Raw genomic sequence first — 13920 nt, forward strand, 5'->3', positions numbered from 1 at the left:
ACATCAGGTCTTGCGTGGCGCGGGAGGCAGCGAGACCAGTCATCGTCCAGCTTCGGTCTGGCGTTCGTGCGTACCTGATCCTCCCTGAACTCGGCCGCGTGGTGGTTTCGCCGCGCGGCCACTTTTCGAAAGGGAGACTGCCAATGCCGCTCGTGACGATGGGACCCATGCTGAAGCGCGCCCAGAAGGAGCGTTACGGCATCGCCGCCTTCAACATGATCGACTACAATTCGGTGCGCTCCATCGTCGACGGCGCCACGGCGCTCAACGCCCCGATCATCGTCCAGGTCTCGACCAAGACCATCAAGCACTGGGGCTACAAGCCCATCGCCGGCTGGGTGCGCCAGCTTGCCGGAGATACGGCCGTTCCCGTGGCGCTTCATCTCGATCACTGTTCCGACCTCAACATCATCAAGGGCTGCATCGACGCGGGCTGGACCTCGGTGATGTTCGACGGTTCGTCGCTGCCCTTCGCCGAGAACGTGAAGAAGAGCAGGGAAGCCTACGACATCGCCACCGCCGCAGGCGTGGGCCTGGAAGCCGAAATCGGCGCCATCGGCGGTGTCGAGGACGACAAGTTCGTGGCCGAGGACAAGTCCATCCTCGCCAACTTCGATGAGTGCGTGGCCTTCTGCAAGGAAATGCCGAAGCTTGCCGTCTTTGCACCCGCCATCGGCACGGCTCACGGCTTCTATGCCGGTGAACCCAAGATCGCCTACGATCTCCTCGACCGCATCACCTCCGTCGTCGACATTCCGATTGCGCTTCACGGTGGCACGGGGCTTTCGGAAGAGCAGTTCCACCGCTGCATCGGCTCGGGTTGCGCCAAGGTCAACATCTCCACCATGCACAAGCACCGCTTCATTGAGGGCTTCCTCAACGTGCGCCAGCAGAAGCCGAAGGAGGCGGAGCCGCTGCCCTTCATCAAGGGCCAGTACGAGGCCATGCTCGGCGACGTGCGCGACATGATCCGCATTTTCGGCAGCGAAGGCCGCGCCCCGCACGCAGCAGGAGCGGTGTGACATGCAGGCCCTGATCTTCGATTGCGACGGCGTGCTGGTCGATACCGAACGGGACGGCCATCGCGTCGCCTTCAATGAAGCCTTCCGCCAGATCGGCTGGAGCACCGAATGGTCGGTGGAACGCTATGGCGAACTCCTCACCACAGCGGGCGGCAAGGAACGCATGCGCCGCCATTTCGATGAAACCGGCTGGCCGGTGCCGGAATCAGAACGCGATGCCGCGATTGCCAAACTTCACAAGCTGAAGACCGATCTCTTCATGCAGCTCATCGAAAGCGGCAAGCTGCCGCTCCGCCCCGGCATCAAGCGCATCGTCGACGAGGCCATTGCCGCCGGCGTGAAGGTGGCCGTATGCTCGACTTCGAACGAGCGCTCGGTGCAGGCCGTGGTCGATACCATGCTGGGCCCGAAACGCGCGCCCCATATCCGCGTCTTCGCGGGCGATGTCGTGCCGAAGAAGAAGCCCGATCCCGCCATCTACAATCTCGCTGCCCAGGAACTCTCTCTCGACCCGAAGCAGTGCGTGGTGGTGGAGGATTCGAACAACGGCCTCCGCGCCGCCAAGGCCGCCCACATGAACTGCATCGTGACGATCTCGTCCTATACGGCGGACGAGGATTTTTCCCTGGCCGACCGCATCGTGCCGGATCTGGGCGATCCGCCGGGGAAGGTCGTCTCGCTCGCCGATCTCCGCCGCCTGATCGACTGATCCCGCCTCCCGTAGGCGTTGCGGCGGGAATCATGCCATAGGGTGCTGATGGCACCGAACGGCTGAGAATGCAGGCTTCATGACGATTGCCTACCGCCCCGAAATCGACGGCCTCCGGGCCGTGGCTGTGGTGTCCGTTATCCTGTTTCATGCAGGCGCGCCCTTCTTCAGCGGCGGCTATGTCGGCGTCGATGTCTTCTTCGTCATCAGCGGCTATCTCATCACCTCGATCATCCTCGCCGAATTCCAGGATGGCAGCTTCAGCTTCGCGCGCTTCTACGAGCGGCGGGCCCGGCGCATCCTGCCTGCGCTCTATCTCGTCATGGCGGTGAGCCTGCCTGCTGGGCTCCTGTTGCTCTACCCCACCGACCTCAAGAGCTTCCTCTCCAGCCTCGGTTCGATTGCCGTCTTCTCCTCCAACGTCCAGTTCTGGAGCGAAAGCGGCTACTTCGACGTGGATGTTGATCTGAAACCGATGCTCCACACCTGGAGCCTCGCGGTGGAAGAGCAGTACTATTTCCTCTTTCCCATCTTCCTCGCCGCCATGGTGCGATGGAGGCACTGGCCGCTCGCTTGGGTGTTCCTGATCGTCGGTGCCGCGAGCCTGCTGCTCTCGCAATGGCTGTCGGTGGCCGCTCCGTCCGCGAACTTCTTCCTCCTGCCCACCCGCTTCTGGGAACTCGCGGTCGGCAGCGGTCTTGCACTCGATGGCGCGAAGCGCCTCTCGCAGGCGCTCTCGAAGCCGGCGCGGGATGGGCTCGCCCTCACCGGGCTCTTTGCCATCGCCGCCGCGATTGTTCTCTTCGATGATCTTACCCCTGTGCCATCGCTCTATGCCCTGCTGCCGACGCTTGGCACCGCGGCCGTGATCCTTGCCGCAACGCCGGAGAGTGTCACCGGCCGTGTGCTGGCGTGGCGGCCGCTCGTTGCCATCGGGCTTGTGAGCTACAGCGCCTATCTCTGGCATCAGCCTGTCTTTGCCTTCACGCGCTACTGGTCGCTGGCCGAGCCTTCTCCCTTCGTGAAGACCGGGCTTGTGCTGGCGTCGTTTGCATTGGCCTATCTCTCGTGGCGCTTTGTCGAACGCAACTTCCGCTTCGGCAGCCTGTTCTCCCGGCAGGCCGTGTTGCGCATGGCGCTTGCAGGCGTCTTCATCTTCGTGGGCCTTGCGACGGCGGGGCGCCTCACGAACGGGTTTGCCGATCGCCTCGATCCCCGTGAACGGCAGATCGTCGATAACTTCCACAGTCCCATGCGCGATGATGGTGCCTGCCGCATCTATGCCGACGCGCTCACGCCTGTGGTTGTCTCCCGCTTCGAGGAGTGTGCCGCAAGGTTCGGCCCGGCGCTTGTTGTCCTGGGCGACTCTCACGCCATGAACCTCTTCAATGCGGTCACCGAAACATCGAAGCGGCCCTTCATTCTCGGGCTGTCACGCGGCGGCTGCCGTCCGCATACGCCACTTCCCGAATGTCACTACGATGCTTTCCTCGGCTTCATCGCAGGCCACGAGGCGCAAGTCTCCTCGGTGATCTTCAATCAGGCGGGCTTCTATCTGCTCCGCAACGAAAAGGGCGGGCAGGGCACGCGCGAGATGTTCAAGACGTCGAACCTGCCGGTCTTCGCGCCGCATGACGAGAACATCGCGAAGGTGCGAGACTACCTCAAGTCTGTGGCCAAGCATGCCAAGGTCACCTGGCTTGGCCCCTGGGCCGAGCCGCATCTCAATGCCCGGGCGCTGCTCCGCCTCGCCATTGCCTGCGAGCAGGTGCCGCCGCCCATCCCCGCCACGTCAGGCGAAACCTTTGCCCGCCTCGATCGGGCGATTGCCACGCTGCTGCAGGGCGATCCCGACATCGCCTATGTCTCGGCCGTCAAGCTGATGAACATCGACTGGTCCCACGACCTCTATGATTGCGACGGCACCTTCTGGGCCGATGCCGATCACATGAGCCCCTTCGGCGAACGCCGCTTCGGCCCCAGGTTGTGGGTGGGTTTGGCTGCACCCGCCGGCGGCTGAGCCTTCCGGTTGTGGCGGGTTGGCGCAGCCCGGCCGATCCCTGCTGAACCACCGCCATAGGGTTTTTCCAATCCTGCCAATGGTTTCAGGAACTGCCACCGCTTTCACCGATGAAACCTGGGCGGGCAGCCTCCAAGTTCACTCAAGGTTCCGTGGCAAATAAGGCTGTAATTTACCACAACTTAAGAGATGCGCAGATATTTCTAGAGCTGCGAATCAAAAGGATTGGGCGCGATGAATAGACGTGACATGGCTTGGGGCAGTGCACTGGCAGCGATTGCGGTTGCCGCCGGCACTATGGGATCAACCGCGGCGCTTGCAGACGCGACCGGCGAAGTCCTCGACGCAATTGAAGATTTCCGCAAGGCGATGGTCGACGGCAACGGCGCCCGCCTCCTCGAACTCTCCTCCGACGACATGTCGTTCGGCCACGCCGGCGGCGTCGTCCAGACCAAGGTCGAGTTCGTCAAGACGGTGGTCGACAAGGAAGAAGTCTTCCACACCATCAAGCTCTACGATCATAGCATCAAGGTCTCAGGTGATCTCGCCATAGCCCGTCACACCTTCGACGCCAACATCTTCTATCAGGGCAAGGATCAGGACTTCCTGCTCAAGATCGTCCAGGTGTGGCGCAAGGAAGATGGCCGCTGGCGCCTGTTCCTGCGTCAGGCCTTCAAGCTGCCCACCTGATCGCAACAGGTTCAAGGAATTCAGACGGCGGTCCGCAGGGGCCGCCGTTTTTCGTTTGAGGGCTTGTTTTACTGGCTGTTTGCCGTGGCGGGCGCGGTGCCCTTCACCTTGCCGATGCGCACCGCGATCTTTTCCAGCGACACCATGGCGACGGCGTCGGATCCGGTCTTGCTGACGAAGGCCAGCGCCGTCACCGGATAGTAGGGGGGAAGCGCCCCTTCCGGAATCTGCACCGTCATCTGTTCCTTGAACTTGCCGGTGTGCACGTCATCCGACGGCCAGGTGACGCTGCGGTGTGCGTTCCCCACCTTCACGTCGATGCGGACGGTGGAATTCTGGGTCTTCACGATGTGGCCGGTGAGTTCGATCACCATGTAGGGCGAGGTCACGGTGCCGGGCTCGTCCACCACAAGATTGCCTTCCACGCTCACGCCCAGTTCGTTCTTGGGACCGTCGGCATTGGCAATGAGGGGGCCGGGCGACCAGCTCAGCAGGCGCTCGCTGGGCGAAACGCCCGCGACAACCTGATCGGGTTCGCCCGTGCTTGCCACCGAGGGCGGTTCGATTGTGCTGTCGGGTTCAGCAACCTTGGCAGGCGCAGGCTGAACGGGTTTTGCAACCGCCACAACGGGTTGCACGCTCTTCTTTGCACGCAGCGGCTTCAGGAAAGCCACCTTGGGCGTACGGTATACTGACGAATCCGGGATGTCCGCGGCTCCAGCAGGCGAGCCGAGCCACACTCCACACGCCAACACTGCAATAACAACGCGAATCATCTGTCCAAACCCAATTGATTAAGAATTGGTAAATGACAGAAGTTGCAACTTCAACGCGGGCGTGAATTTGCGCGCGACCTGTGCATAACTGCAACAATGTGCCGGGGCAGTCCGGAGGGGTACCACAGCTGCCAAGGGCGCGATCCGGCATCTTCCGAATCACGCGCAGTCCATTCCGTTTCGTCGCGTTCAATTGTGAAGGCATTGAGGCCGCTGACGATGCCCCGGCCCTTGGCTTTCAGCCCTGCTTCCTTGGCGCACCAGATGGTCTGAAAGGCTTCGCTGCGGTGGTCGGGCGGAGTCTCTGTCACCAGATCCGCTTCGGCCGGGGTGAAAAAGCGCGCCGCGATTCCGCTGGCATCCGCGATGTCCCGCCGCGCTTCGATGTCGATGCCGAGCAGGGCGTCAGGTGCCGCGGCTGCAAGGCAGGTGGTGCCGCTTGACGAGAAGGACAACGTCAGCCCGGGCGCCTGGTCGCAGTTGGGCGGCGTGTCGGTGGCGTGACGGAGCGTGAGATCCGGCAGCGTGCCTGTCCAACCAATGAGGTCCCCCACGAACGCGCGCTGGAAGGCACGCCGGAAGACGAGATGGCGTCGCTCGCTCTCGTCATTGCGGGCCTCGGCGCTGGCACGTTCCTCGTCTGTCAAAAGCGTGAGCAGGGCGCCGGGATCCATCGTCCCGTCGTCCGTCGCCGCCGCGATCCGAACCTGCGGGAGAGGCACCTGAAGCAAGGTGAATGAATGCCTCAAGCGATCGATCAGTTCACTGACGTTCTTCTTACCCTTCATAAACCAATCGTTCCATTCTGCCCGAATTTCTTCTGCCGGATTGAACTCAACTCATGTCCGCCAACGGCATTTTAACAAGTCACACCGTATAGCAGTTGTAGAAATGATGGAAAAACCCGCATGGCGTTCGCGCGTGCTGGTTGGGGATTTCGAAGGACGAGTTGGAACACATGAAACTCTACAAGTCTCTCTTGCCGGCTGGCGCCCTGCTGGCTGCCTCAACATCCCTCTCGTGCGCTGCCGAGACCTGGGACATGCCCACCGCTTACCCGGCCTCGAACTTCCAGACGGTGAATGCGCAGGACTTCAGCAAGTGCGTCGCCGACGGCACCAAGGGCGACATCAGCATCATCATCCATCCCAATGGATCGCTCTTCAAGGGCAACGACATCAAGCGCGCCGTCCAGACCGGACAGACGCAGATCGGCGAGCGCCTGCTGTCCTCGCATGAAAACGAGAATGCGCTTTTCGGCACCGACTCCATTCCCTTCATCGCCACGTCCTACGACGACTCGGTGAAGCTCTATCACGCCGCCAAGCCGGAACTGGAGAAGCTCCTCGAGGACCAGAACCTCAAGCTCGTTTATTCCGTGCCGTGGCCGCCGCAGGGCCTCTTCTTCAACAAGGACGTGAACGCGGTCGCCGACATGGCCGGCGTCAAGGTGCGTTCCTACAACAAGGCCACCGCGCGTCTCGCCGAACTCACCAGCATGGTGCCGATCTCCATCGAGGCGGCTGAAATCAGCCAGGCGATGGCAGCCGGCGTCATCAACTCCCTCATCACCTCGGCCGTCACCGGCCAGGACAGCAAGGTCTGGGAACAGCTCGATCACTTCTACGTGGTCAACGCCTGGATGCCGCGCAATGCCGTGATCGTCAACAAGACCGTCTGGGACGGCCTCTCGCCCGACAAGCAGAAGGTCTTCGATGATTGCGCCGCCAAGGCCGAAGAGGCCGGCATCGCCAAGTCGAAGGCCGCCAACGAAGAGGCGCTCGCAGCCCTCAAGGCTAACGGCATGAAGGTGCTGGATCCGTCGTCCAAGCTTTCGGGTGAACTCACCCAGATCGGTGCCACCATGGCCGATGAATGGGCCAAGCGCGCCGGCGACGCAGGGGCCACGGTACTCAAGACATTCCGCAACTGATCCCTGCAGGACGTTGCACATCGAACCCCGGCAGAGATGCCGGGGTTTTTTTGTTGTCTGGTGGGAAGTGGAAAGGAGAGGTCATGCCCCAACAAAAAAGCTCCCGGAACGCGGGAGCTTCTTGATGGGCGGTGGCCTGAGGGATCAGGCAGCGTTGCGCTGGCACTCGGGCGGCAGCGCCACGATCTCGATCCAGTAGTGGCCGACAGTCTTGACGATGTCGACGAGCTTGTCGAAGGAGACCGGCTTGCAGATGAACGAGTTTACCCCGAGGTTATAGGTCTTGATGATGTCCTCTTCGGCCTTCGAGGTCGTGAGGATCACGATCGGAATGCGGTGAAGCTCGGGATCGTTCTTGATTTCCTTCAGCACCGTGCGGCCATCCTTGCGCGGCATGTTGAGGTCGAGAAGAATGAAGCCGGGGTAGGGCTGGCCCGCGTACTTGGCATATTGGCCTTCGCGGCGCAGGTACTCGAGAAGCTGCACGCCGTCTTCCACGAAGTCGACGGGGTTGCCGAGCTTGGATTCGGTGAACGCGTCCTGGATCATCATGCGGTCGTCGGCGTCGTCATCGGCGACGACGATGCGGACTGTGAAATTGCTGCGGCTCATGCTGCGCGTTCCTTGCTATTGCCTTGTTCGATCGGGAGAGTGACGTTGAACGTTGAGCCGACACCGGGCTGGCCGTCGGCAATGATGGAACCCCCATGGCGTTCCACGATCTTGCGCACGGTGGCGAGGCCGATGCCCGTGCCTTCGTATTCGTTGCGGCTGTGCAGCCGCTGGAAGATGGTGAAGATCTGCTCGCGGAACTGGTTGTCGAAACCGATGCCGTTGTCCGCGATGCTGAGGACGATATAGGGCTTCTCCACCTCGGTGTGGCTTTCGGCCGAGACGCGGATCACCGGCTTCACATCGGGCTTGCGGAACTTCAGCGCATTGCCCAGCAGGTTCTGCATGAGCTGGCGCATCTGCATCGGTTCGCAATCGATCACCGGCAGATCGCCGAACTCCACGGTCGCGTCCGTTTCCTCGATTCGGATCTGCAGGTCGGAAACCACTTCCGTGAGGATCTTGGAGAGCGAGGCCTTCTGGAAGCCCTTGGCGTCGGTGGTGACGCGCGAATAGGAGAGCAGGTCGTTGATCAGCTTGCGCATGCGGCCGGCGGCATTCTGCATGCGGTCAATGAACATGCGGCCGTCGTCGGGCAGGAGGTTGGCGTAGCGGCTGACGAGACGTTCACCGAAGGCCTCGATCTTGCGCAGCGGTTCCTGCAGGTCGTGCGAGGCGACATAGGCAAAGTCGACGAGTTCGCGGTTCGAATGTTCGAGCTTGCGCGTGTATTCCAGCATCATTGACGCGCTGCGCTCGATTTCGGTGATGTCCTGGTAGGTGGCGATGGTGCCGCCGTCGGCCATCGGCTCGTTCAGCACCGCGATGACGCGGCCGTCCTTCAGGCGCTGCTTGATGACGCTGCGGCGGCTCAACTGGTTGGGGTCATTCCGTTCGGCAAGTGCGCGTTCGGCTTCTTCGGCGGTGTAGTTGCCGAGGCTCACCGAGTACTGCATCAGTTCGCGGAGCGAGATGCCGGGCTTCACCACGTCGGCGGAGAAGCCGTACATTTCGAGATAGCGCTTGTTGACGACGATCAGCTTCTGGTTCCGGTCGAACATGCAGAGGCCCTGCACCATGTTGGTGAGGGCGGTGTCGAACTGCAGGTTGCGGGCATGCAGCTGCTGGGAAATGCGGAGCATCTCCATTTCGCGCTGCTTGAGTTCGGTGATATCGGAGCGGGTGCCGACCACGCCGCCGTCATTGGTGCGCTTTTCGGTGATCAGCAGCCAGCGGCCGTCCGAAAGCTGCACTTCGATCGGCTCGTTCGGATTGCGATGCTTCTCGAGGCGCCACTTGATGTATTCATCGGGCGACATGCCGTTGAGCACGAAGGCGCCGCGCATGGTGGAGACGCGGAGGATTTCCTCCTTCGGCACGCCCGGCATGATGATGTCGGCGGCGAAGGGGCTGTAGTCCACATACTTGCGGTTGTAGAGAACGATGCGGTCGTTCGCGTCATAGAGCGCGAAGCCGTCGGCCATCACGTCAAGGGCATGCATGAGGCGCGAGCGCGACTGCTCGGCAATCATCTCATACTGCGTGTTGATGTCCATGTCCGACGCGGGCGCGTCGATCTGGCGGGCCGTTTCGACCACCGTGCCGTTGGGCAGGCGGCGGCGGCGGATTTCGACGATGCTGCCGCTCGGCGCGGTGTAGCGGAAGCTGTAGGCCGTGCCCGGAACCAGGCGCTCGATGATGCGCGACACCTTGCCGGGAATTTCGTCCGCCGGCACGTTGAGGCGGCGGAAGGTGGTGGCCATGAGCTGCTGCAGCTCAACGCCCGATTTCAGGTCGTTGCTGAGGTAGCCGCAAAGCGTGCGGTACAATTCGTTGCAGGCCAGCAAGTGGAGGTTGGCGTCAAACAGCGCCAGGCCGACGTCGGCCCCAGCGAAGAGATCGGCAATCTCGTTGCCGTTCTGTTGCTGTACGGCCCGAAAAAGACCGCTATTTTCGTCCGCATTCTTGTGCAAGGCGGTAATGTCTTGCTGCACGTCAGTCCCCCATAAGTCCGGCAACTGATACAGCTAAGCCGTGAATGAACCGTGAAAAATTGCAACCTGAGATGATTTTGATTTGTTTCTCGAACTTTAACGATTTTCACCGATAAAGCAGAAAGTTTGTATCGCGGGGGCGAACGCGTGCAACGTGGCGCAGCCGTCTCCCCCGTTCAGTTGAGTTGGAAGAACAAGATGCTGTCGCAACGGGAAAGAACCATCGCCTGCTGGCTTTTGGCGATCACCATTCTCGCAGGTTTCACGGTGCCGGGCCTTTCGGAAAAAATGGCCCCCTTCACGTCACCCAGCCTTCTCATCCTCATCATCATGTCCCTCCTGCCCATGGGCCGCATGGAAGGCGAAGAGGTGTTCAGCCTGGATGCCAAGGTCTGGCAGATCGTGCTCTGGCAGTTGCTGGTTCTGCCGGCACTCATCGTCTCGGCGGCGCACCTTGCCCGCATCGACAGCAATATTACCCTGTTGCTGGTGACCACGGCATCGGCCGGCTCGCTCTTTGCCTCGCCCACCTTTGCCGAGCTGCTTCAGGTGAACAAGCAGAAGGCCCTGCAGTGCATGGTGCTCTCCACCTTCCTGATGCCGGTCTCCTACTTCATCTTCTTCACCCTGGTGCTCCATGCTGACGTCGATATCGACGTGATGGAGTTCGTCGCCCGCTGCATGCACTTCCTGGTGCTGCCGCTCGGCCTTTTCCTTGTCTACATGGGCGTGGTGCACAAGCTGCCTGCGAAGGTCGTGAATTCGGTCGAAAGCGCCTCGCGCCGCACCACCATTGCTGCCCTCATCATCTTCGGGCTTGGCATTGTCGGCCCCGCCCGCGATCTGCTCTGGCATGATCCCCAGCGTTTCGTGATGTATCTGGTGATCGTCACGTTGCTCGGCGCCGGCATGGCCTATCTCACCGCCGTGGTCATGTTCCGCCAGGGCATGAACGACAGCCTCACCGCCAGCATCGTCAGCGGCTTCCGCAACGTCGGCCTGGGCTTCGTGCTCCTCTCCGGCATGGCCGGGCACGCGACGTCTGAATATGTCGGTGTCTCCCAGATCCCGATCTTCCTGGCGCCGCTGGCCTTCAGCCTGCTGCTTGGCCGCCAGCCCAAGGCGGCACCAGCGCTCGCGCCCGCCGCCTGACACCACGCACAGCTCATCGTTTTCGAGGGCATCGCCAGCGTCCTGAGGGACGGCCGGCGGTGCCCTCGGTGCTTCCGTCTACCCCAGGTTTAAGTAGGCTTTTGTAAACCGTGATTCCGAAACCTGCGAGTGCAAATGCCTAAAATCCTTGCGCTTTACAGTTGTTTAGAAAGCCCGGTGTTACGACCTTAGCGACAGGACTAGGGGATTAATTGTGAGTGGCGTAACGGCAGGTTTTGGAAATGGGGCCCAATCCGGACAGGACCTCATTCGTGCTTTCCGCAGTGGCAACGTGGCGGCCGAGGGTCAAAAACCCGAGTCGGAACAGGTAATTGCCGCGGCTGCTGCAGCCATTGAAATGCCGGCTGCTGATGTGCCGGAACGGCGTTCGGCAATTGCACGCAAGGCGGGTTCGCTCCGCTATGCCATCGCCTTTGTAGCCGCAACCCTGGCAGGTCTCTTTGCAACCAGCGTCGCCAACAAGGCCTATGCGCCCGAGATGTACGCCACCGGCGGCATGCTTCCCGCCGCCGATGCCCACGCCAAGGGCCTCAACTATGCGGTCTTCGATCTCAACCTGAACATCCGTGCGCTCCGCGACGCCCAGCTCGCGCGAATGACCAAGACGCCCGACATCATCATCATTGGCGCCAGCCACTGGCAGGAGTCCCACAAGGAGCTGCTGAAGGGCAGGGACATCTTCAACGCACATATCCATCGTGACTACTGGGAGGACCTGCTCGGCATGGTCGAGCTCCTGGTCAAGCATGACAAGCTGCCCCACAAGCTCATCTTCAGCATCCGCGACAAGCAGTTCACGCCAGTGGACGCCCGCAAGGACTATCTGTGGGAGCCAGGCATTCCGGCCTACCGCGCCATGGCAAAGCGCCTTGGCCTTGAGCCCGAAAGCTACCTGAAGACGGCGCCCTATGACCGCACCCGGGCCCTGATCTCTCTGCCCATGCTCTTCGACAATGTCACCCGCTGGCACAATGCGGTGGAACACCCGCACGCCACCGACGAGAGCCACTTCCAGTCACTCGACGTGCTTCTGCCCGATGGCTCCATTCTCTGGTCGCAGGACCACAAGAACATCTTCACGCCCGAGCGCGCCCGCCGCGAAGCCAACAAGTTCGCCGAGGCCGCCATCAACGATCCGCCAAAGATCGACGCCCAGGGCGTCGCCGCCTTCGGCAAGGTGCTCGACTTCCTGCAGCAGAAGGACGTCAAGGTCTACTTCGTGCAGCCGCCCTTCAACCCGGTCTTCTACGATCGCGTGCAGGATACCGACTACATGAAGGGTCTGAAGCGCCTCGACGACCTCACGCGCCGCATCGCCGCCGAACGCGGCATCCCGGTCTTCGGCAGCTTCAATCCCCATGAGGTGGGCTGCACCGCCGACGAATACATCGATGCCGAACATTCCAATCCGAAGTGCCTGCAGCACGTCTGGGACCAGTTCATTGCGCTTGAAGCCCGGGAGGGCCAGCACTGATGTCCTTCACCTCGCTGCAGTTCATCTTCGTCTTCTTGCCGGCCGTCTACGCGGTCTATGTGCTGGCCAGCCGCATCGGCGGCCGCCAGTGGGCGATCACCGTGCTTGGTGTGTCGTCGCTGGTCTTCTACGCGATGTTCGGCGCCCAGCTGCTGCTGGTATTGCTGATCTCGATGATCTTCAACTTCACGGTGGGCAATGTGCTGTCCTGCCTCACCGCCCACCCCAAGGTGTCGCGCAACCTGCTGCTGGGCGCCATCATCGCCAACCTCGGCATGCTGGGCTACCTGAAGTACACCAACTTCTTCATCGATGTCCTCAACCAGGCGGCCCATACCTCCATCGGCCATATGGACATCGCCGTTCCGCTCGGCGTCTCGTTCTTCACCTTCGTGCAGATCGGCTACCTGATCGACAGCTACAACGGCCAGCTCATCAAGCATGATTTCGCCCGCTACCTCGTCTTCACGGCCTTCTTCCCGGCGGTGACGGCAGGCCCGCTCGTCATGCAGCGGGAAATGATGGAACAGCTCTCCGGCCCGGGCCCCCGCGCCTTTGATCCCAAGCGCGTGCTGATCGGCCTCACCATGTTCGCCATGGGCCTTTTCAAGAAGGTCGTGATGGCCGATGCCATCGCCCCCTTCGCCGACAAGGTGTTCGGCAGCGTGCATTCCGGCATGGCCGTGGATGCGGGCACCGCCTGGATCGGTGCGCTCTGCTATGCGCTCCAGCTCTACTTCGACTTCTCGGGCTATTCCGACATGGCGATCGGCCTTGCCACCATCTTCGGCATCAAGCTGCCGCTCAACTTCGACTCGCCGTTCAAGGCGACCAACATTTCCGATTTCTGGCGCCGCTGGCACATGACCATGACGCGCTTCTTCACGGCCTATGTCTATTCAGGCCTCGCCATGTGGGGCATGCGCAAGAGCATGGCCTCCCGCGTCGGCAAGTTCGGCCGCTATCTGCTCGTCGCCGCCATTCCGTCGATCGGCACCTTCCTGGTCGCCGGCGTCTGGCACGGCTCGGGCTGGACCTACGTGGTCTACGGCGTGATGCACGGCCTCGCCATCGCCACCTTCCTGGGCTGGCGCGAATTCTCCAAGGTCAAGCTGCCCACGCCGCTGGCCTGGCTCATCACCATGGCGATGGTCGTCTCGGGCCTCGTCATGTTCCGTGCCCCCGACGTTCCCACCGCAATCGCCATGCTTGGCCAGATGTGGGGCATTTTCCACGTCGTGCCCGGCGCGGAGCTGATCTCCATCGATACGGCAACCGCCATGTCCATGATCGTCATCATGGGTGCCGTGACCCTGCTGCTGCCCAACACCCAGCAGATCCTCCATCACGAGTGGCCTGTCGTGGATACCAAACCGGAAGATGCCGAACAGGCTGCCGGCCTCGTCGCCTGGCGCCCCTCGTTCAGCGTCTCCCTCATCACCGCCTGCGTCTTCACCATCGGCATCACGTCGATCGGGTCGAGCTCGGGCTTCCTCTACTACAAATTCTAACAAGGA

Annotated in this window: 12 protein-coding genes; 8 read left to right on the forward strand and 4 right to left on the reverse strand. The window is 61.7% G+C overall.

Annotation, left to right across the window (positions count from 1 at the left end; genetic code table 11):
• Positions 1–143 precede the first annotated feature (143 nt).
• The 4 genes from QM801_RS02220 to QM801_RS02235 all read left to right on the forward strand — a co-directional run bounded on the left by QM801_RS02220 (position 144) and on the right by QM801_RS02235 (position 4441).
• Complete coding sequence (locus QM801_RS02220) at positions 144–1022, forward strand: class II fructose-bisphosphate aldolase (RefSeq protein ID WP_415017577.1); 879 nt, start codon at positions 144–146, stop codon at positions 1020–1022.
• 1 nt (position 1023) lies between these two features.
• Positions 1024–1731, forward strand: coding sequence for an HAD family hydrolase (locus QM801_RS02225; RefSeq protein WP_415017578.1), 708 nt, complete (start codon positions 1024–1026; stop codon positions 1729–1731).
• Between the two features lie 79 nt (positions 1732–1810).
• Positions 1811–3751 (forward strand): acyltransferase family protein, encoded by a 1941-nt coding sequence (locus tag QM801_RS02230; RefSeq protein WP_415017579.1) that lies wholly within the window; start codon positions 1811–1813, stop codon positions 3749–3751.
• A gap of 234 nt (positions 3752–3985) precedes the next feature.
• A complete protein-coding gene (locus QM801_RS02235) occupies positions 3986–4441 on the forward strand; it encodes a nuclear transport factor 2 family protein (RefSeq protein ID WP_415017580.1) in 456 nt (151 codons plus the stop codon).
• A gap of 68 nt (positions 4442–4509) precedes the next feature.
• On the opposite strand, the gene QM801_RS02240 is transcribed toward QM801_RS02235, so the two are convergent.
• Positions 4510–5217 carry a hypothetical protein gene (locus QM801_RS02240; protein WP_415017581.1) on the reverse strand — a complete coding sequence of 236 codons (708 nt, stop codon included), beginning with the start codon at positions 5215–5217 and terminating at the stop codon, positions 4510–4512.
• Positions 5218–5267: 50 nt separating this feature from the next.
• A complete protein-coding gene (locus tag QM801_RS02245; RefSeq protein WP_415017582.1) occupies positions 5268–6005 on the reverse strand; it encodes a 4'-phosphopantetheinyl transferase family protein in 738 nt (245 codons plus the stop codon).
• A gap of 170 nt (positions 6006–6175) precedes the next feature.
• On the opposite strand from QM801_RS02245, the gene QM801_RS02250 reads away from it, so the two are divergent.
• Positions 6176–7150, forward strand: coding sequence for a TRAP transporter substrate-binding protein (locus QM801_RS02250; RefSeq protein ID WP_415017583.1), 975 nt, complete (start codon positions 6176–6178; stop codon positions 7148–7150).
• Between the two features lie 144 nt (positions 7151–7294).
• Here the strand turns inward: QM801_RS02250 and QM801_RS02255 are convergent, their stop codons facing one another.
• The gene (locus tag QM801_RS02255; RefSeq protein ID WP_415017584.1) at positions 7295–7762 is read right to left on the reverse strand and encodes a response regulator; all 468 of its coding nucleotides are present in this window, start codon (positions 7760–7762) and stop codon (positions 7295–7297) included.
• Positions 7759–9756 carry a PAS-domain containing protein gene (locus tag QM801_RS02260; protein ID WP_415017585.1) on the reverse strand — a complete coding sequence of 666 codons (1998 nt, stop codon included), beginning with the start codon at positions 9754–9756 and terminating at the stop codon, positions 7759–7761. The genes QM801_RS02255 and QM801_RS02260 overlap by 4 nt, the downstream gene beginning before the upstream one ends.
• A 198-nt stretch (positions 9757–9954) precedes the next feature.
• Between QM801_RS02260 and QM801_RS02265 the strand changes: the two genes are divergently transcribed.
• From QM801_RS02265 to QM801_RS02275, 3 genes are all read left to right on the forward strand, one after another.
• A complete protein-coding gene (locus QM801_RS02265) occupies positions 9955–10908 on the forward strand; it encodes a hypothetical protein (RefSeq protein ID WP_415017586.1) in 954 nt (317 codons plus the stop codon).
• A 358-nt stretch (positions 10909–11266) separates the two neighbouring features.
• Positions 11267–12403 (forward strand): hypothetical protein, encoded by a 1137-nt coding sequence (locus QM801_RS02270; protein WP_415017587.1) that lies wholly within the window; start codon positions 11267–11269, stop codon positions 12401–12403.
• Entirely contained in the window at positions 12403–13914 is a 1512-nt protein-coding gene (locus tag QM801_RS02275; RefSeq protein ID WP_415017588.1) for an MBOAT family O-acyltransferase, read from the forward strand. The genes QM801_RS02270 and QM801_RS02275 overlap by 1 nt, the downstream gene beginning before the upstream one ends.
• The last annotated feature ends 6 nt before the right edge of the window (positions 13915–13920 follow it).

This window comes from Aestuariivirga sp. (genome assembly GCF_047600585.1).
Classification (GTDB): domain Bacteria; phylum Pseudomonadota; class Alphaproteobacteria; order Rhizobiales; family Aestuariivirgaceae; genus Aestuariivirga.

Bases quoted from the DNA above. Each gene is read 5' to 3' on its own strand.
- QM801_RS02220 (WP_415017577.1), top strand. From the start codon at position 144: ATGCCGCTCGTGACGATGGGACCCATGCTGAAGCGCGCCCAGAAGGAG.
- QM801_RS02225 (WP_415017578.1), top strand. From the start codon at position 1,024: ATGCAGGCCCTGATCTTCGATTGCGACGGCGTGCTGGTCGATACCGAA.
- QM801_RS02230 (WP_415017579.1), top strand. From the start codon at position 1,811: ATGACGATTGCCTACCGCCCCGAAATCGACGGCCTCCGGGCCGTGGCT.
- QM801_RS02235 (WP_415017580.1), top strand. From the start codon at position 3,986: ATGAATAGACGTGACATGGCTTGGGGCAGTGCACTGGCAGCGATTGCG.
- QM801_RS02240 (WP_415017581.1), bottom strand. From the start codon at position 5,217: ATGATTCGCGTTGTTATTGCAGTGTTGGCGTGTGGAGTGTGGCTCGGC.
- QM801_RS02245 (WP_415017582.1), bottom strand. From the start codon at position 6,005: ATGAAGGGTAAGAAGAACGTCAGTGAACTGATCGATCGCTTGAGGCAT.
- QM801_RS02250 (WP_415017583.1), top strand. From the start codon at position 6,176: ATGAAACTCTACAAGTCTCTCTTGCCGGCTGGCGCCCTGCTGGCTGCC.
- QM801_RS02255 (WP_415017584.1), bottom strand. From the start codon at position 7,762: ATGAGCCGCAGCAATTTCACAGTCCGCATCGTCGTCGCCGATGACGAC.
- QM801_RS02265 (WP_415017586.1), top strand. From the start codon at position 9,955: ATGCTGTCGCAACGGGAAAGAACCATCGCCTGCTGGCTTTTGGCGATC.
- QM801_RS02270 (WP_415017587.1), top strand. From the start codon at position 11,267: ATGCCGGCTGCTGATGTGCCGGAACGGCGTTCGGCAATTGCACGCAAG.
- QM801_RS02275 (WP_415017588.1), top strand. From the start codon at position 12,403: ATGTCCTTCACCTCGCTGCAGTTCATCTTCGTCTTCTTGCCGGCCGTC.